General features: G+C 33.1%; 18 protein-coding genes and 2 riboswitches. Of the genes, 14 read left to right on the forward strand and 4 right to left on the reverse strand.

Going from position 1 to position 19,607, the window contains the following annotated elements:
- Positions 1–137: 137 nt before the first annotated feature.
- From ACFWM3_RS18470 to ACFWM3_RS18510, 9 genes are all read left to right on the forward strand, one after another.
- Positions 138–3,254, forward strand: a complete 3,117-nt coding sequence (locus ACFWM3_RS18470; protein ID WP_390312401.1) for an Ig-like domain-containing protein — start codon at positions 138–140, stop codon at positions 3,252–3,254.
- 613 nt (positions 3,255–3,867) lie between these two features.
- Positions 3,868–3,974: riboswitch (SAM riboswitch) on the forward strand.
- A gap of 83 nt (positions 3,975–4,057) precedes the next feature.
- Positions 4,058–4,156: riboswitch (SAM riboswitch) on the forward strand.
- A 228-nt stretch (positions 4,157–4,384) separates the two neighbouring features.
- A complete protein-coding gene (locus ACFWM3_RS18475; RefSeq protein ID WP_390312402.1) occupies positions 4,385–5,317 on the forward strand; it encodes an ABC transporter permease in 933 nt (310 codons plus the stop codon).
- A complete protein-coding gene (locus ACFWM3_RS18480) occupies positions 5,317–6,264 on the forward strand; it encodes an ABC transporter permease (protein ID WP_390312403.1) in 948 nt (315 codons plus the stop codon). The genes ACFWM3_RS18475 and ACFWM3_RS18480 overlap by 1 nt, the downstream gene beginning before the upstream one ends.
- Before the next feature lie 13 nt (positions 6,265–6,277).
- On the forward strand, positions 6,278–7,300 hold the full coding sequence (locus ACFWM3_RS18485; RefSeq protein WP_390312404.1) for an ABC transporter ATP-binding protein: 1,023 nt from the start codon (positions 6,278–6,280) through the stop codon (positions 7,298–7,300).
- Positions 7,293–8,246: an ABC transporter ATP-binding protein gene (locus ACFWM3_RS18490; protein ID WP_390312405.1), complete on the forward strand. Its 954-nt coding sequence runs from the start codon at positions 7,293–7,295 to the stop codon at positions 8,244–8,246. The genes ACFWM3_RS18485 and ACFWM3_RS18490 overlap by 8 nt, the downstream gene beginning before the upstream one ends.
- Positions 8,247–8,266: 20 nt before the next feature.
- A complete protein-coding gene (locus ACFWM3_RS18495) occupies positions 8,267–9,886 on the forward strand; it encodes a peptide ABC transporter substrate-binding protein (RefSeq protein ID WP_390312406.1) in 1,620 nt (539 codons plus the stop codon).
- 82 nt (positions 9,887–9,968) lie between these two features.
- The gene (locus ACFWM3_RS18500) at positions 9,969–10,136 is read left to right on the forward strand and encodes a Fur-regulated basic protein FbpA (RefSeq protein ID WP_390312436.1); all 168 of its coding nucleotides are present in this window, start codon (positions 9,969–9,971) and stop codon (positions 10,134–10,136) included.
- Between the two features lie 450 nt (positions 10,137–10,586).
- Positions 10,587–11,483, forward strand: coding sequence for a LysR family transcriptional regulator (locus tag ACFWM3_RS18505; protein WP_056474306.1), 897 nt, complete (start codon positions 10,587–10,589; stop codon positions 11,481–11,483).
- A 149-nt stretch (positions 11,484–11,632) separates the two neighbouring features.
- Entirely contained in the window at positions 11,633–12,085 is a 453-nt protein-coding gene (locus ACFWM3_RS18510) for a GNAT family N-acetyltransferase (RefSeq protein WP_390312407.1), read from the forward strand.
- A gap of 141 nt (positions 12,086–12,226) precedes the next feature.
- On the opposite strand, the gene ACFWM3_RS18515 is transcribed toward ACFWM3_RS18510, so the two are convergent.
- From ACFWM3_RS18515 to ACFWM3_RS18530, 4 genes are all read right to left on the reverse strand, one after another.
- A complete protein-coding gene (locus tag ACFWM3_RS18515) occupies positions 12,227–12,445 on the reverse strand; it encodes a helix-turn-helix domain-containing protein (RefSeq protein ID WP_025568714.1) in 219 nt (72 codons plus the stop codon).
- A gap of 10 nt (positions 12,446–12,455) precedes the next feature.
- Positions 12,456–12,941, reverse strand: a complete 486-nt coding sequence (locus ACFWM3_RS18520) for a DUF2975 domain-containing protein (RefSeq protein ID WP_390312408.1) — start codon at positions 12,939–12,941, stop codon at positions 12,456–12,458.
- 183 nt (positions 12,942–13,124) lie between these two features.
- Positions 13,125–14,309, reverse strand: coding sequence for a COG4705 family protein (locus ACFWM3_RS18525; protein ID WP_390312409.1), 1,185 nt, complete (start codon positions 14,307–14,309; stop codon positions 13,125–13,127).
- Between the two features lie 161 nt (positions 14,310–14,470).
- On the reverse strand, positions 14,471–15,868 hold the full coding sequence (locus ACFWM3_RS18530; RefSeq protein WP_390312410.1) for a tetratricopeptide repeat protein: 1,398 nt from the start codon (positions 15,866–15,868) through the stop codon (positions 14,471–14,473).
- 478 nt (positions 15,869–16,346) lie between these two features.
- Here ACFWM3_RS18530 and ACFWM3_RS18535 point away from each other — a divergent pair, with 478 nt between their 5' ends.
- The 5 genes from ACFWM3_RS18535 (at position 16,347) to ACFWM3_RS18555 (ending at position 19,411) form a co-directional block, all read left to right on the forward strand.
- Complete coding sequence (locus ACFWM3_RS18535) at positions 16,347–16,877, forward strand: hypothetical protein (protein WP_390312411.1); 531 nt, start codon at positions 16,347–16,349, stop codon at positions 16,875–16,877.
- Positions 16,878–16,983: 106 nt separating this feature from the next.
- Positions 16,984–17,442: a GNAT family N-acetyltransferase gene (locus ACFWM3_RS18540; RefSeq protein WP_390312412.1), complete on the forward strand. Its 459-nt coding sequence runs from the start codon at positions 16,984–16,986 to the stop codon at positions 17,440–17,442.
- A gap of 166 nt (positions 17,443–17,608) precedes the next feature.
- Positions 17,609–17,971, forward strand: a complete 363-nt coding sequence (locus ACFWM3_RS18545) for a hypothetical protein (RefSeq protein ID WP_390312413.1) — start codon at positions 17,609–17,611, stop codon at positions 17,969–17,971.
- 70 nt (positions 17,972–18,041) lie between these two features.
- Positions 18,042–18,605 carry a GNAT family N-acetyltransferase gene (locus ACFWM3_RS18550; RefSeq protein ID WP_056474284.1) on the forward strand — a complete coding sequence of 188 codons (564 nt, stop codon included), beginning with the start codon at positions 18,042–18,044 and terminating at the stop codon, positions 18,603–18,605.
- A 296-nt stretch (positions 18,606–18,901) separates the two neighbouring features.
- On the forward strand, positions 18,902–19,411 hold the full coding sequence (locus tag ACFWM3_RS18555; RefSeq protein WP_390312414.1) for a DinB family protein: 510 nt from the start codon (positions 18,902–18,904) through the stop codon (positions 19,409–19,411).
- Positions 19,412–19,607 lie beyond the last annotated feature (196 nt).

Genomic DNA, 19,607 nt, shown 5'->3' on the forward strand with positions numbered 1-19,607 from the left:
AAAATTTCTAAGGAGGTTTTTCTACTTAAATGGATTCTACTAAACTATAGAAAAAAATTATTATTAATAGATTAATTTCCTTGAAAATTAAAAACCATATATGAATATAACATCCAAAAGGAGTGTTAGTATTAAAAATGATTAAAATGAAGAAATATTCAGTTGTTATGATAGTGTTAATTTTATTGTTCACTCCTACATCTATGCTCTTCCATCCAATGAAGGCTTTTTCTGAAGAACTTTCAGTAGAGAATATTAATATTACTGAATATACAAATAAATACATCAAGGGATACGTAAAAGATCCGCAAAAAATAGAAAAACTGATCGGAAATGTGACAACATCAAAAGGAACGAAAATACAGTTTTTTGCTGCTTTTAATTCAGTTACAGGTGAATTCAAGCTTGATATTGGAAATCAGCCGAATGGATCTACTGTACAAATGTTAATTGTATATAGGAATAACGGTTATCAAGTAGTAAATGGGCCGTCCATTTTACTGGATAAAAATGAAGAAAAACCGCCATCAATACCATATGTTAAACCACTAAACGAACATTCGGATTCAATTACAGGATATTCTGAACCGCAAGCGGTAGTTAAGGTATGGAGAGACAATCAGATTTATGCAGAAGGAATTGCAAATCAAGATGGAAGTTTTACGATTCCTATTGAAAAACAAGAAGTTGGTACTACATTTTCTGTTACAGCATCTAAGCATAATGAGATAAGTGAGAGTACTCATTTTACTGTTAAAGAAGAATCAACACAAAAATCGATTCCAATTGAAGTAAAACCTATTTTTGAGCAACAAAAAGATATTTCCTTTAAAACGGAAGCTAACACGACAATAGTAATTAGAAAAAATTATGAAATTATTTACATCATCGAGCCAAACGAACACAGTGACGAGCAATTTACGGTTTCCAATTCAAATCTTGGTAAAGATGATGAAATATTTATACATGCATTTGATGATCAAGGAAACAGTAGCGAGCCGATTATTCAAAAAGTTTTAGACAATAAAAAACCTTATCTTCTACCTTTAAGAGGTATAAATGATGCAACAAGTGAACTTCATGTGCTTTCTGAACCTGGTATAAAAATAAAAATAGAGTATCAAGGTGGAAGTTTTATTGGGGAAGGAAATACGGATGAATCAGGAATTTTCGAATATAATTTCAATCCCATTCCTCGAATTTCAGAATATATTCAAGTTACTGCAATTGATAAAGCAGGAAATTACTCGCAAGTTTTAATGGTAGTTAGAGATGTAACACCTCCAGATACTCCTATCTTAGATGTACCTGTTTATACAAATTCTACCCAAGTAAAGGGGAGGGCAGAGAAGGGGACAAGTATTTTACTTAAGAAAAATGGTCTTCTCTACAAAACAGGAATAGTATACGCAGGTGGTACCTTCCAGATAGATGTCAGCGACCTAGCAGTGGATGACGAATTAGAATTTACTGTGAAAGATAATGCGGGTAATATAAGTGAACCCCTTATAATCCAAGTAACGGATCCACCAATTACTGCAGTTCCTATTGTAAATACGGTAACAAATTTATCCTTTCAAATTACCGGAACTGCTGATCCAAATGCAGTTATCGAATTATATAAAGATGAAATAAAAGTGAAATCGGTTACTGCTAATAGTGTAGGGAGTTTTGTGTTTGATATTGACTTACAAAAACAGGGTACTGAGTTTACATTATTCGCAGTAAAAAATGGAATGACTAGCCAACCTGTTAGGCTAATTGTAAAAGATGCAAAGGCTCCAACTATATTGAATATTATTGAAGTCGGTGACAATGAAGAACAAGTCAGAGGTACAGTATCAGTAAATTCAACAGACCCAGTTGCTAATATAGAGGTAATCGCTAATGATAAAGTAATTGGTACTGGAATTGCTGATAAATCCGGTTATTTTAGTGTTTCAATTCCAATGCAAAAAGCCGGAACAACATTGAAAATAACTTCAACAGATGCTTCAGGAAATTCAGATATCAAACAAACAATTGTTAAAGATCGTACTCCACCAGAGATATTTATAAAACCTGAAACTATTTATGCTAAATACATTACGGGGAAAACAGAACCGAATTTATTTGTAAGGTATTTTATTAACGGAGTTTTAAAAGAAGAAGTTAAATCTGACTCTCAAGGAATTTTTGTATTAACTAGAGGTTATTTAAATAACAATTCACTACTTTTGTTTCAAGCAATAGATTCTTCGGGAAATATAAATGAAAATAGGATTCTAGTTGATGATATAAATCCTCCTGAACCACCTCAGGTAAACACTGTTACAAATAAATCGACAGAAATATCGGGGAAAGCTGAAGCAAATGCAACTTTAAGGTTGATGATAGGTGGTAAAGAATACAGTGCAAAAGCAGATGGCTATGGAAATTACAAAGTAACCATCCCAATCCAAAACGCTGGAACAACAATTTCAGTCGAAGCAAAGGATAGTGTCGGAAATGTAAGTTCTGCTAAATTTATTAAAGTCGTTAAAGTGGCTCCCAACATCCCAACTGTAAATACAGTCAATAATAAAACGAACATTGTATCGGGAAAAACCGACGCATATGCAACAGTAGTAGTAGAACTCTCAGGGAAAATATTCAGTGCAAAAGCGGATCAGTATGGAAATTATAAAGTTACTATACCAATTCAGAATACTGGAATAAGTATATCTATTACAGCACAAGACAGTTCTGGTAAAGTAAGTGCAGCAAGAAGTACTAAAGTTGTAAGAATAGCTCCAAATATCCCATTAGCCAATACAGTCAATAATAAAACGAACACAGTTACTGGTAAAACAGAAGTAAATGCAACAGTGGGTGTAACAATCTCTGGGAAAGTATATAGTGCAAAAGCGGATAAATATGGGAATTATAAAGTAGGCATTCCAATTCAAAATTCCGGAATAAGTATATCAATTACAGCAAAAGACAGTTCTGGAAAAATAAGTGCAGCAAGAAGTATTAAGGTTGTAAGAGTAGCTCCGAACATACCAATTGTAAATACAGTAAAATACTATTCTACAACAGTAACAGGGAAAACCGAGAAGTATGCTATTGTAACTGTCAAAATTGGGACAAAAACATACACAGCAAGAGCAAATGTATCAGGAAACTACAAAGTACATATTCCAAAACAGCGAGCGGGAACAAAGTTAAATGTAAATACAAAAGATTCCAAAGGATTTGTAAGTGCTACTAGAGTATTAACAGTTTTAAAATAGTAAAAAGGCCAGTAATCATTCGGGGAATTGCGTTAGTTAAATAAGAAAAAAAGATCCTTCTCAAAAAAAGAAGGATTTTTTTGTGTTAATTATTACAATCAGTAATGAACTTTTTTATCTTTTTCTGAAAATTTTTCAACTGATAAATCAACATTTTTTATTAAGGCAGTAAAGAATTTTTTTATCCAAAAACACCAGCAAAAGGATTGAACCTTTTAAAAGAAGGCTCAATTCTTTTAATTATTATTTGAAAAAGAAAAAATCAGTAAGATCGTTAAAAACATCTGTGTTTTTTTTACTGAAATTTGCAATCAAACTAGTTATTTTAATATAACAATCATCATCTTCGTTTTATAATTTTATTACGTTCAATTTAAGGAACTAATAGAAAGAATCAAAATAAATATGTAAGGCTAATCTAAAAGTATTTTTACTTGGTAACTTTGAAAATAAATTATTAGTGTTTGGAGTGACAAGGTTTTCTACAATAGTTTGGAATTAATTTCCAAAAATTACTGAAAAATCTAACATTTAGTAAATGGGTTGACGTGATTTTTTTTATCGGTTAATCTTGTTTCAATCAATTAATAAAAATAAATTACATAACAAATAATTCTTATCCAGAGAGGTGGAGGGACTTGGCCCTATGATACCTCAGCAGCGGGTTCTATATGAACACTGTGCTAATTCCATCAGGGTATTGCCCTTGAGAGATAAGAAGAGTAGATTTTCCAACAAATCCTCTTCTATCTAAGAAGGGGATTTTTTTCATCTATACCCTTCATAATAACTAAATAAATTATTTCTTATCCAGAGAGGTGGAGGGACTGGCCCTATGAAACCTCGGCAGCGGGTTCTTGTAATACCGTGCCAATTCCATGGGAGATCCCAAAAGATAAGTAGAGTTAGTAAAAAACCTCTCAACTTGTCTTTGTTGAGAGGTTTTTAGTCTGAAGTAGAATAATTCCTTTTGAACGTGGAGCTTTATAGAAGAAGACATGGGAATTATTTGGTTTTAATACCAAGTATTCATATGTGAAAAATGTGATTTTGGTATTCTTAAGTGTTGTTGCCACCAATTTAGGTGTTCTACAGATAAAACATTTTTTTAAAGGAGGAAGGTACTGAAAATGCGATTTTTATTTAAAAGATTAATAACAATGATTGTTACGATTTGGATTATTATCACTCTTACCTTTATCATTATGCATCTCATTCCCGGTGATCCGTTTGCATCAGACGCAAAATCATTACCTGAAGAAATTGTCAAGAATATGCGGGCTAAATACAATTTAGATGAACCGCTACATGTTCAATACCTACTATATCTTAAAGATTTATTGCATTTTAATTTTGGTCCATCTATTCAATCGAAATCGAGAGGTGTAAACACATTAATTGCAGAAGGATTTGGACCATCAGCATTATTAGGAATTCAAGCATTGATAATAGCTTGCGTTGTTGGAATTGGATTAGGAACGATTGCAGCGTTAAAGCATAATAGATTACTTGATTATGTATCAATGTTTATAGCAATTATTGGAATTTCGATTCCTAGCTTTATATTAGCCCCTTTATTAATAAAATATTTTAGTGTTCAGTGGGGGCTATTACCAGTAGCATCTTGGGGGACTTGGAGCCATTCTATATTGCCGACGATTGCTTTGACAGTAGGTCCAATCGCAATAATTACTAGGTTTGTCCGTACTAGTATGATTGAGGTTTTGAATCAAAATTACATAAAAACTGCAGAAGCTAAAGGACTGTCAACAATTGAAATTGTCGTCAAGCATGGTATTCGAAACGCTTTAATTCCAGTTATTTCTTTTATTGGACCTTTATTTGCAGCGGTTATTACTGGAACTTTTGTAATCGAGAAAATATTCGCTATCCCAGGACTAGGTAAATATTTTGTAGATAGTATTTTTAATCGAGATTACCCAGTTATTCTAGGCACTACTATTTTTTATAGTTTTATATTAATTGTTACGCTTTTTATTATAGATTTGTCCTATCGTTTGATTGATCCACGAATAAAATTTGGAAAAGGAGATGAATCATAATGAATCAACCAGAAACGAATCTCGACTCTCTCTTTCATCCAGTAGATCGGTCGACAATGCAGAAACAAAAAATTATAAGGCCCCAAAAAAACTATGCGAATGAGATTGTTAGAAAGATAGCTAAAAATAAGCTTGCAGTAGTTGGCTTTATTTTACTTACAATCATTATTATTCTTTCAATTATTGGGTCTCATATGGTTCCATATAGTCCAAGTAAACAGTCTTTAACACAAGGAAATTTATCGTTATCTAGTAAACATTGGTTTGGAACGGATGATTTAGGTAGAGATGTGTGGTCAAGAACATGGGCTGGTGCTAGAATATCGCTCATTATCGGATTCTCTGCAGCATTAATCGATTTAGTCATTGGAGTGTTTGTAGGTGGTATTTCTGGCTATATGGTTGGAAGAAGTAAAATCGGAGATCGAATCGATAGTGTTTTAATGAGAATTGTGGAAATTCTTTATGGGATACCGTACTTACTAGTAGTAATTCTCTTAATGGTTATTATGAAGCCAGGACTAGGAACGATGATTTTAGCCTTATCAATCACTGGCTGGGTAGGAATGGCAAGAATTGTTAGAGGGCAGGTCCTACAATTAAAACAACAAGAATTTATACTCGCTGCAGAAAAGCTTGGTACATCACATTGGAAAATAATTTTAAAACATTTCATTCCGAATATGATGGGAATTATTATTGTTAATTTAACGTTTACGATTCCTAACGCTATATTTGCTGAATCTTTTTTAAGTTTTCTAGGATTGGGAGTACAGGCCCCGTCAGCAAGCTGGGGTACAATGGCAAACGATTCATTGGGGGTTATTTTAAGTGGACAGTGGTGGAGATTGTTTTTCCCAGGTCTAATGATTTCATTAACAATGTTTGCTTTTAATGCTTTTGGTGATGGATTACAAGATGCATTGGACCCCAAATCGAATAAGTAAGGAGGGATAAACAGTGAATTATTTATTAGAGGTCAATGATTTACATATCTCTTTTCATACAAATGGTGGAGAGATTCAAGCTGTAAGAGGTGTTTCATTCCATGTCGATCGTGGAGAAATTTTAGCCATTGTAGGTGAAAGTGGTTGTGGAAAAAGTGTAACAGCCCAATCCATTATGGGGATGATTCCAAAAACTTATGGAAACATAAAAGAAGGAGAAATTTCCTTTAAAGGAAAAGACTTAATAAATTTTTCAAAAAAGCAATATCAAAGAATAAGAGGATCTGAAATAGGTATGATTTTTCAGGACCCTATGTCTGCATTAAATCCAACAATGAAGATTGGTAGACAAATAGACGAAGTGTTAATAAAGCATAAAAATCTATCGAAAAAGGAAGCCAAACAAAAAACAATCGAGTTGCTACAACAAGTTGGAATTCCAGATTCGTTTAATCGTTATTCCGAGTATCCTTATGAGTTTAGTGGTGGTATGAGGCAACGCGTAGTAATCGCTATGGCTTTAGCTTGTGACCCTGAATTAATTATTGCAGATGAACCGACGACTGCACTTGATGTGACCATACAGGCACAAATTCTAGACTTGTTAAAGACCATCCAAACGGAGAGGAACTCTTCTATTATCCTAATAACTCATGATTTAGGTGTAGTTGCAGAAGTAGCAGACCGGGTTGCAGTGATGTATGCAGGAATAGTGATTGAAAGTGGAACAGTGAATGAGATTTTCGAAAATCCAAAACATCCATATACATTAGGCTTACTCCAATCTGTTCCTAGGCTTGAAATATTAGAAACAGAAAGGCTAGTACCAATTGAGGGAGCACCTCCGGATTTATTTTCACCGCCAAAAGGATGTCCTTTTGCTGAAAGATGTCCTTATACAATGGAAGTTTGTGTGGAACATATGCCAAAAATTGAGTCAATTACAGAGTCTCATCATGTCAGTTGTTGGTTAAACGATCCAAGAGCATTTAAACAGAAAGAACTCATTGGAGTAAGGAGTGAAAATATTGTCTGAATATGTACTAGAGGTTACTGATATTAAAAAGCATTTTAAAGTAGGGCCAAAGAAAACAGTTAAATCCGTTGATGGAATATCATTTGGAATAAAGAAGGGAGAAACGCTTGGACTTGTTGGAGAAAGTGGTAGTGGTAAATCCACACTCGGACGAACTGTTGTCGGTCTATATGAAGCAACTACAGGCAATGTTTCGTTTGAAGGAAAAAAACTATCGGAGTTGGATTCTAAAGGTAAAAAAGAGTTTAACAGACAAGTGCAAATGATATTTCAAGATCCACATAGTTCGCTTAACCCGAGGATGAAGGTTGGAGATATTGTCGCAGAAGGGATTGATGCATATAAATTGTTAAAAGGAAAAGAGAAAAAAGCAAGAGTAATTGAACTGCTTGAACAGGTTGGTTTAAATAGGGAACATGCAGATAGGTACCCACATGAATTTAGTGGAGGTCAACGCCAAAGAATTGGAATTGCTAGAGCATTGGCGGTAAAACCATCATTTATTGTTGCTGATGAAGCAATTTCCGCATTAGATGTATCAGTCCAAGCTCAAGTTATTAATTTACTACAGGATTTACAAAAAAAAGAGCAATTAACTTATTTATTTATAGCACATGATCTTGCAATGGTTAAGCACATAAGCGATCGAATCGGTGTGATCTATTTGGGGAAAATGATGGAATTGGCAGAAAGTACGACATTATTTAAAGAACCTCTTCATCCTTACACTAAAGCACTTTTATCAGCGATACCAGTGTCTGAACCAAGGTTGCGGGGGACAAAAGAACGCATTGTACTTTCTGGTGACCCACCGAGCCCATTAAATCCCCCTTCAGGATGCCCATTTAGAACTAGATGTCCAATGGCAATGGATATTTGTACTTATAAAACACCTGAGTGGAAAGAAGTTAGCATAAACCATTGGGTTTCATGTCACTTATTTTAAAATAATTGGAGGTTATACAATTGAAGAAAAATTCATTCATTCTTATTTCAATATTGATATTTATTTTAGGATTAGCTGGATGTGGGAGCAACTCTACAAGTAGTACTGTGGAAAAAGGAAACGATATTAAACAAGAAATAGTGGCTAACTTAGCAGGAGAACCTTATACATTAGACCCTGCCTTTGCATCTGATACAACTTCTTACTGGGTTATTGATAACCTATACGAAGGCTTGTATCGCTATGATAAGAAAGGGAATATTGTCGAAGGCGTAGCGAGTAAGGTAGATGTATCAAAAGATGGGAAAACATATACTTTTACAATCCGAGACGGACTAAAATGGTCAAATGGTGATGATTTAACAGCTAATGATTTTGAATTTGCTTGGAAAAGGGTTTTAGATCCAAAAACGGCGGCTTATGATCCTTCAAGCTTTTATTACATTAAAGGTGCTGAGGAATATAATACTGGGAAGGGATCAATTGAAAGTGTTGGTATTAAAGCAATCGATTCTAAAACATTAGTTATCCAGTTAAAAACACCAATCGAATTCTTTCCAAAAGTATTACTTGGGCAAGCTTTTTTACCGGTCGATAAAAAAGTAGTAGAAAGTAATAAGGATTGGGCAGCAGAGGCACAAACAATTGTAACAAATGGAGCTTACAAATTATCAAGCTGGAAGCATAACAATGAATTAACGATTGAAAAAAGTAATGCTTATTGGGATCAAAAAAATATAACAATTAATAAGGTTCGATTTAAAATGGTTGCTGATGCAACGACTGAGTATCAAATGTTTAAATCAAATGAACTTGATTTAGTAAAGAACTTACAACCCGAAGCAATTGAGCAAGAAAAAAATAGTAAAGAATTTGTTAATTCAAAGCAATTTAGTGTTTATACATACTCTTTTAACTTAAATGAGAAGCCCTTTACAAACTCAAAAATCAGAAGAGCATTTGCTGAGGCAATTGATCGTGAAGCAATTACAAAAAACATCTCTAAAGGAGGAGAGGAGGCAGCTTACGGTTATGTACCTTTTGGAGTAAAGTCTCCTTCAGGAAAAGATTTTAGAGATGAGGCAAAAAAATACTATAAGTTTGATAAGGAAGAAGCTAAGAAATTACTTTCAGAGGGCTTAAAAGAAGAAGGTTGGAGCAAATTACCAGAAGTAACACTTAAATATAATTCAGAAGCAAACCATAAAAAAATTGCGGAAGCACTTCAAGAAATGTTTAAAGAAAATCTAGGTGTAAAAGTAAAATTAGAAAATCAGGAATGGAAAACTTACATTGATACGTTTAAGCAAAAGAATTTCCAACTTGCTAGAATGGGTTGGGGCGGAGATTTTCTTGATCCATATCCTGTATTGAATCTTTACAGTAAGAACAGCTCAAGTAATTTTACAAATTGGAGTAACCCGAAATTTGATAAATTATTGGAGCAATCGTTAATTGAACAAAATGAAGAAAAAAGATTTGAGTTATTGCATCAAGCAGAGGCTGTATTAATGGAAGATATGCCAATTATTCCTATTTATTTCTCATCGCAGAATTCTTTAGTGAAGAAAAATATTAAAGGTATTCGCTTTGATCCGTTGAACAATCCAGACTTCCGTTTTGCAAAAGTAACAGAGTAAGTAAACTATCAAGCCATGAAATAAGGAAAGCATTTAATCTTTAAAAATTGAGTAGTTCTAAGGGGGGATAGAAGTGGAAAATATGTTGAGAAAAGCGGTAGAAACTAGAAAGCATTATCTCATTAACAAGCTTATTAAAATTGGAATATATAAAAAAGAGTCATCTCATTTATTTGTTCTAACGCTAACCGAGCTTGAAGATGAATATAATCGTGTAATAAGTATAAAAAGAAGTAAAAAAGTAAATTAAAAAAATCACCTAGATTATTAAATATATACAAGCAATGAGTAAGTATAAGATCAAAAGCAGCCATTGGCTGCTTTTTTAATTTAGTATTTGCAGGAGAGTTTAATAAAGAAACTGGTAAAAAGTACAGAATTTATTACTAAAATAGTACATGCAAGGGGGCATAAATTCTAAAAGAAAATTCGTTTCTAGGATGACTATTTAGTTTTGTGATGTGTGAATAATAAGAGGATAAGAATAGTTTTAATGAGTCTGTTTTTTCTTATTAAAGTAGATGAAGTGAATGACAAGATTGTTCAATAAGGACTTCACAGTTAAGTATTCTATATTTACTCTACTCTAGGCGCACGCGGATGATGAGTTTTTGAATTGTACTACTTTTTCATGCTAGAATGAATACAACTTCAATTGAAAGAAAATATAAGTGTGTATACTCTTATTCGAGGAGAATTTATGAATTTCGAGCAAATGGAATACATAGTAAAAGTTGCAAGCGAGAAATCGATCATTAAGGCTGCAGAAAAATTACATATTACAAGTTCAGGGCTAAGTCAATCGATCTCCCAATTAGAGCATGAAATGGGAATAAATATTTTTAACCGTTCAAGAAAAGGAACATTTCCAACAGAAGAAGGAAAGATTTTAATAAATAGAGCTAGTGAAGTCTTAGAAATTATCAGTAAGTTAAATGAAGAGCTGTCTGATTATAAAAATAATAAAAAGATTCATTTGAAAATAGTAGCTGCTCCTACTTTTGCAGCAGTACTTCTACGAGCAATGAACAGAATTAAAGATGAACATCCGAATGCAACGATTGAAATCGAGGAAAAAGATCCACCACTTATAATGGAAACAATTAAACACACTGAATATGATTTTTGCTTTTTCCCTCAAGATTTAGAGATACTAAAGGGTGAAAAAAATATTAACTATGAAATAATTCGGACTGATCGTGTTCACGCTATTGTAGGAAAAAACTCCCCGCTCTATCATCTTGACTACGTAACAAAAGCTGATGTATTCGAGATGGATACAGCGTGTTATTCAATCTATTCTGATTATTACTATTCTAAATTAATTAAAGAAAATAAAAATAAAATAAGAGTAACTACAAACAGTATGAATATTCTTACAGAGGCAGTTAGAGAACATAATGTATTTGTCTATTCTCATGAGTCAGGCGCTAAATTTCATCCATACATTCAAAGTGGAACCTTAAGATCTATTCCATACAAAGAAAATAATGAATATGTTGTTAAGGATTTATGGGTAATCTATCCAAAAAATAAAAAGCTTTCTATTATAAGTAAAAAATTTATCGAAATCGTTAAAGAAATAGCCACTCAATGATGAGAGGTTATTTTTTATTTAAGAATCTTTTTCTACTAAGTACCAATAGAATAGTTGAATTAGGATAAACGTCCTAATACACTATTGGAAAAATTTGTTAAAATTAGGATAGAGTAATTTAGCTCAAATAATTTAACAAAGGGGAAAATATGCAGAATAGAAACGTAGAACTGGTGGAACTAAATGCAGAAAATTGGTATGAATGCTGTCTATTAGAGGTATCTGAAGATCAAAAGAGTCACATCGAGCCGAATGCAATCTCGATTGCTCAATCGAAATTTGAATCTTCACTAAAGCCATATGCTATACATTTTGAAGGTAAAGCGGTTGGATTTTTAATGTTTAATACTACTGAAGAAGAGCTAGATGGCTATTGGATCTATAGAATAATGGTTGATAAGAATTTTCAACAAAAAGGACTTGGTAAGATTGCAACTCAGTTAATGATCGATGAAATGATTAAACTACCAAATGCCAAAAGAATTGTTGTAGGATATCACCCTGAAAACTTAGGAGCACATAATTTATATTCAAGTTTAGGATTTATTGATCATGGCGATCGATTTGGTAAAGAAATAGCAGTAGTATTAGATATAAAGTAGCTATGAATGTTCCAAAGGATAATTTTTTGTCGCTAATATCAGAGTAAAATACATCAATAAACGTAAAGAAGGGATAGCAATTAAGCTATCCCTTAAATTCTCGATTCATTCCAGTAAATTAAATAAAATTGCTGTCTGTTTTTATTGGGTGTCTTCGTCGATTTTGTACTCCAAAATATCACCTGGCTGACAATCCAATGTCTTACAGATTGCTTCTAATGTTGAAAAACGAACGGCTTTTGCTTTACCATTTTTCAGAATGGACAGGTTTGCCATCGTAATTCCAACCTTCTCCGAAAGCTCCGTTACGCTCATTTTTCGTTTTGCTAACATCACATCAATATTAATAATTATCGCCATACCATCCACCTCAGACCGTTAAATCATTTTCTGATTTTATGTTAATCGCTTCTTGTAGAAGCTGTTGGAGGATAGCAGCAAAAACGGCGATAACCAACGAAGCAAAAATGATGATCATCCCCAATATTCCAACAGGAGGGTCAACTTTCTTCGCTATAAAACGAAAGAGTGGCATACCTAATACATATATACTACTGATTGCAATTGCACAGTATTTTATGTTCATTAATGCCTTTACGGATAATTCTGAGAATGCTGTGTTATTGTCAATATACCGTAAAAGATTAAATGCCTGATAGAGGGCAATATAAAAAGGCACAGCAGCTCCATACATCACGATGAAAACAAGATATTTCATTGCGGCAATATTTGGATACAATTTTGAAGAGAAATTCGCAATATTTGGTACCAAAAATATACATAAAGCAAGCACTGCAATTCCAGCGAGAAAAATTATTAGCTTTAAGAAAGTGGTTGAACCTCTTTTAACATTCATATTAAGTACCTCACTTATTTAATGACAATATGAATTTAACATATTATTTATTGTTTTACAATAAATTTATATTGTTTTTTATTATGTTATTATTGTTATTGAAATATCCCTTTAATCTAGACAAAAAGAAAAAGCATTTCTCATATAATGAAATGCTTTTTCTTTACTAATGTTAAATGTATTTTATTTATTTGCAGCGTTTATTACATTAAGAGAATCATTAATTGCCGATTTACACTTATTTGCATCTGGGTTTGATGTACGAGCTGAAGCTAATACAACGTCAATCGTACCATCAATTTTAGTCCATGAAGTACTATCTATTTTTCTAAGTTTAGCCTCTGAAGTATCCCATTGATGTTCCAAACTGTCAGCATCTTTTTTAGTTAAATTAAAGTTCTTTGAGTTCACATCTGACAACATTTTATTTTCTATTGTTGCAAATTCTGTTAATTGACCAGATAATGTTGTTTGAGTAGAAGCAGCATTTGATGATAATTTAAGATAACCGCCAATACCAACTGCTAAGAAAATACACAGTGCTAAAATTGTTTGTTTCATTATATTATTTTTATTTCTATTTTCATCTGTTTTTTCAATATATAATGAAATATCAATTTTTGAAACAGCAAGGAAAACAATGATTGCTAAAATTGCGACCAGAAAAATGATACTTGTACTTGTTGTTCCTAAACCTAAACCACCATTCACTTTCGGTTGTGATAAATAATCTCCTAGTGATGCCCCAAGTGGACGTGTAAGAATGTACGCAATCCAGAAGCCTAACATTCCATCAAGTTTTAAAAACTTCCACGCTAGGAATACACAAAGGATGATCACAATAACCGTTACACCAGTTTTAAAATACCCAAGTCCAAGTTGTTCAGAATATAAATCCCCAACAGCAGTACCTAGTGCAAAGGTGAAAAGAATCGCTAACCAATAGAATATTTCTCTTTTTCTTGTGAAAATTGAATGGATAGAAAGTGTTTTTTCACTAAGAAACCAAAAAAGAAACGTTAAAGCTAGCAGCGCGGAGAATACAATCGTACTTGTTTCAAGAGGTACTCCAATAGCGTCTGTCAAATTATCGGTTACCAATGTTCCGAATACACTTATTAGTACAACGGTGATCCAATAAATACTTGGAACATATTTCTTTGCTTTGAATTGAAAAAATAAAGAGATAAAAAATGCAACACCCATAAGGACTGTTGTAAGTCCTAATCCTAAACCAAGGTTAAAATTCAAGAAGTCAGCAAATGTTTCACCAACAGTTGTACATAAAATTTTTATAATCCAGAAATAGATTGTAACTTCTGGTACCTTGTTAAGCAGGCTATTTATTTTCTTTTGATTTGTCTCCATAAATGATTTTCCTTTCTATTTGAATTAAAGTACATTTTTATATTCACACATAATAATGAAAGGAAAATGAAAAACAGGAGAATTGTACAATTTTATTGGTTTTAAATTACAACAAAAAGGAGTAGGTAAATTCCTACTCCTTTTTAATGAATAAACAAAGTTTACTTTGCCTTGTTAAAATCCTGTGTCGCTTCTTTGTTCATGCCTTTTTTCAGATAAGCATTTCCACGGTCACTGTAAGCAAGTTTAAAGTGAGGATTCAATTCAATTGACTTGCTGAAATCGGCAATGGCCTGATCATACATCTGCTTATAGTAATAAGCAAGCCCGCGGTCGTCATATACGAGGTAATCTTTTGGATTCAAATCAATAGCCTTGTTGAAATCGGTAATGGCTTGGTCGTACATCTGCTTACTGAGATAGGCATACCCACGGTTGTCATATACTTGGAAATCCTTTGAATTCAAATCAATGGCTTTGTTGTAATCAGATATGGCCTGATCATACAACTGCTTGCTTTGATAGGCAAGCCCTCGGTCGTTATATACGAGGTAATCTTTTTGATTCAAATCGATGGCCTTGTTGAAATCAGTAATGGCCTGGTCGAACATCCGCATATTAAAATAGGTAAGCCCACGGTTGTCATATACCTGGTAATCTTTTTGATTTAAATCAATAGCTTTATTGAAATCGGCAATGGCCTGTTTATACATTTGCTTATCGTAATAGACAAGCCCAAGGTTGTTATAAGCCAGGTAAAATTTAGAATTCAAATCAATGGTCTTTTTGAAATCGGCAATGGCCTGATCATACAACTGCTTATAGTAATAGGCAAGCCCGCGGTTGTTATAGGCCTTATAATGTTTCGGATCTAACTCAATTGCTTTGTCAAAATCGGAAATAGCCACATCGTACATTTGTTTTTCCAGATAGACAAGTCCACGGTTACTATATGATGTTGCAAAATCAGGTTTTAATTTTATAGACTCATTTAGGTCAGAAATGGCTTGATCATACATCTGCTTATCATAATAGGTATAACCGCGATTGTTATATGATAAATAATCTTTCGGATTTAAATCAATGGCCTTGTCATAATCAGAAATAGCCTGATCATACATCTGCTTATGGTAGTAGGCAAGCCCCCGGTTATAGTATAAAATGTAATCTTTTGAATTCAAATCAATGGCTTTGTTATAATCGGCAATGGCCTGATCATACATTTGCTGATCGTAAAAGGTAAGCCCGCGGTTGCCATAAGGCTTAGCTTCTTTCGGATTCAATTCAATCGCCTTATTGTAATCGGCAATGGCTTGATCGTACATTTTCTTGTGATGATACGACAGCCCACGATTATTATAAGCTTCCCACATATTAGGATTATTTTTTATTGCCTTGTTTAAATGAGAAATCGCCGCGTCATACTTCCCTTGTTGTTCTTCTTTATAGCCTTTATTATTGTAGTAATTTGCCAGAGGGCTACACCCGCCTAAAACTAGGCCAAAAGTTAATATTAAGAGTAGTTTTAAAAATGATTTTATTGCACTCACCTCTTTCATTGAATCTATAAATTCGAATAAAAGAATTGTTTATAAATGCAAGGTGATATTCTTAAGAAAAAACAGCCTTCTCCTTTATTTTTTTGTATTATCTGAGTCGCCGTTTTGATTATATGCTACTTTTTGTATTACTAAGCTAGTAACATAGTCTCAAAACGAATTGGTTTTTTTCTTGAGATAAATGAAAAGGTGTTCATTAATAAAAGTTAAAATTTAAATATGATATTAAAATAGGAGAAAAAACGAGATATGGATAATAAATAGTTAATCCAAAAGTGTATTAAAAACTTCTTCATCCAATAGTTCAACTGCAATTAGGTCTGTTTCGGCAGACTATATTTTGTTGCCAAACTGTATTGGAATAAAAAGGAATAAATTAATGTTTATCGAAATATATAAATTAATTACTTTCAAAAATCTATATAGAGCAGTTTAAAAAGTAGGAACACATGAAAGTTAACGAATGTAGGTGATTTTTTTGAAAAAGGTCATTGTTTCTTGCGTACTTCTTGTCTTATTAGTAGCTATGGGTTTTGGTGTTTATTATTTCATTCCAAAGAATGTAAATGAGTCAATAAATGGTGTTGAATATCAATTAGGTTCAGATCATGATCAAGTAAATTCTGTGACGATAAAAATAAAGGGCAAACTTCATCAATCTTTATTAGGAAAAAGAAAGTTTGTAGGGCTAATCGATGTAAAAGGTGCTAATTATCCTAATCCAAATAAAGATCGTAAATTAGGAATAGCATTTGATCAAAATGGCATGGGGATAATTGAATATGGTTACTATAAAAATGGACATCCAAAAATCGATAGCCATGGTATTCTCTTTGCTAACAATGATTTTAAGAAAGTGACGATTGGGGAATATCGAGAAAATCACGATGGGAAAAGTTGGTCAGGTAAAGACGGATGGATGGTTACAGGTCCAGCGAATAACAAAAGTGAAGCTTTAATTATTTCGAATGAGTTAATGAAAAAAGTTTTACACAACAAATTAAAATAATAATATTATAGATTCAACAAATTATTCTTTAGTTTATGTTCATGAGTCACGATTGTGGCTCTATTTTTAATTGACTTTGCTAAAGCTTATAAGGAGAGAAAGAAAAATGACGGTTAGATTAGAAAAAATGAATTCAGTTGAATTCCAGCAATATCTCAGTTATGCAATTAAAAACTTTGCAGACGAACAAATTAAGTCTGGTAATTGGGAGCAACAAGAGGCAATTAGTAAATCAAGACAAGAACACGAAAAATTATTACCTGAAGGAGAGAATACGGTAAATCATCACTTATTTACAATTCGTGACAAAAACCAAGTAGTTGGTATGATTTGGCTTGCACAAGGAATAAATGAAAAAGGGTTTATTTATGATATTAACATTTGGGAAGGAAACCAAGGTAAGGGTTATGGCAAACAAGCAATGAAAGAAATTGAAATCGTAGCCAAAAAGATAGGATTGAAAAGTATTCGGCTTCACGTCTTTGGTCACAACAAAGTAGCACGAGTCTTGTACGAAAAGTTAGGTTATGTAGAAACTAGTATAAAAATGGAAAAAACATTATAGATGACAAACGGGTTGCGTTAATCAAAGAAGAATTAACGCTTTTTTGTTGAAGTTATTAAGCCTAACTGGCAGTTTAGTTACATAAGAATACTTCCTTTCTTCCTGGAGAAGGAAATATCATTAAGGGCGAGAATTAACATATTATGGTAATAGAGGAGATGGCATTATGAGAAATATTTACTTTCTGATTTTGGTTACTTTGTTAATGTTGGTTGGTTGTTCAAATGATTCCCTTCATTTTAAAGGTGAAAGCGAACATTGGAAAGGCGAATATACAACAAATGTCGATGGCACTACTGAAAATGGTCAGTTTGAATTTGAATTCAAAGATGGTAAACAAAAGAAAAAAAATTTAGAAATCAATGTCGATGGCCCTACTGGGAGCAGTAACCGAAAAGAAACTGAAAATGATGAAACTGTCATTACTATGAATACCTCTTGTTCGGGTTGCTCAGTTACGAGGGATTCAGATGTTTTTAAAGTAACGATTAAATGGGATGGAAATGAAGAATCTTTTGAGTTGAAGTAATAGAACTAACTAATGCGATCGTTGAACAATCATTAAGTCATAATATTAAGTGATAGAGAGGGGAAATTATATGAATCCTATTTTATTAGATGTTCCGTTAGAAATAGAAACAGACAGACTAATTCTTCGAGCACCACTTCAAGCTGGCGAAGGAAAAGTAGTAAACCAAGCTATTACGGATTCAATTAGTGAGTTAAACCAATGGTTGACTTTATACCAGTCTATTCCTACTGTTGAAGAAACGGAAATTATTCTGAGAAATGCCCATATAGATTTTTTGAAAAGAGAAAGCTTTCGCTATCTTATCTATCGAAAGGAAACTAATGATTTTATTGGAACTGCTAGCCTTCACGCAATTAATTGGAAGATTTCTAAATGTGAAATTGGATACTGGATTAACACGCAATTTAGTGGCAATGGATATATGACAGAAGCAGTAAGTGAGTTAATAAACCTTGGCTTTCAGCTACTTAAATTTAGAAGGATTGCAATACTATGTGAATCTAATAACACTAAAAGTCGATCAATCCCTGAAAAACTAGGTTTCGAGCTTGAAGGGATATTACGTAATGAAGATCTTTCAGCAGACGGTAAAAAATTAGTTGATACCTGCATTTATGCAAAGGTAAATTAGACTAAAAATTTTAAAATCCCTGTACAACTAATGAATGGGATAGTTTGAAGAATAAGCTGCAAATATGTGGCTTTTTTTTTGAAGTAAATGGCAGATTAGTGGAATAAAAAGTGAATTAATCCATTATTATCTGTATTATGTTAACTGTATAAATCAGTTGTTTAGAGATAATAAAGTTGTTTAATTTGCATTTATTTTGCGGTAATGAAATTAAATATCAAATAAAGGATATATCCTCTTGACAGTCGAATATTAGCCTAGAAACATAATTAACTATTCCGATGAGGAGGATTCTTGTGCGTCCACGACCATTATTTATTGAAAATCCAGAGAATGCTAGGTATGTTAGTCTTGTGCCAGATGGAGATATTCAAGAAATACTTAGTAAGCAACGAACTGAGACCATTACCCTCTTAAGTAGCGTATCAGAGGAGTCATCAAGGAAGGCGTACGCACCAGGGAAATGGACTTTAAAAGAAGTGATTGGGCATATGACCGACTCGGAACGTGTGATGTCGTATCGAATACTTGCCATTGCACGAAATGAAAGTGCACCACTCCCAGCAATGGATCAGGATCAATACGTTTCTGCGGCAAACTTCAACAAATTATCCTGGGAGCAGCTACTTGCTGGTTTAGACACGGTACGCTCCAACACGTTAAGCCTTATTTCAACCATTGATGATGCAGCTTGGGATCGTAATGGAACTGTAATGAACAGGCCAGTTTCGATAGGTATCATTGCATATGGCATTGCTGGGCACGAGTTACACCATATGAAAGTGATTAGTGATAAATACTTATAAGACTTTTTCTATTAATGAAAAAACCTAATTTCTCATTTAGGGTGCGTTAGTTGAAGAAGCAGCAAAAAAAGGATCTTTCCTGTTGAAAGTCCTTTTTTATTGCCGATAACGGTGTTTATGTAAACTAGAAAAAATACATAAGTTGGAACGGCTATTACCGATGTAATGAAGGTAAGATAGTGAGAAAAGGTAATTC

The sequence above is a fragment of the Gottfriedia sp. NPDC058432 genome (genome assembly GCF_042721555.1).
Classification (GTDB): domain Bacteria; phylum Bacillota; class Bacilli; order Bacillales; family Bacillaceae_G; genus Gottfriedia.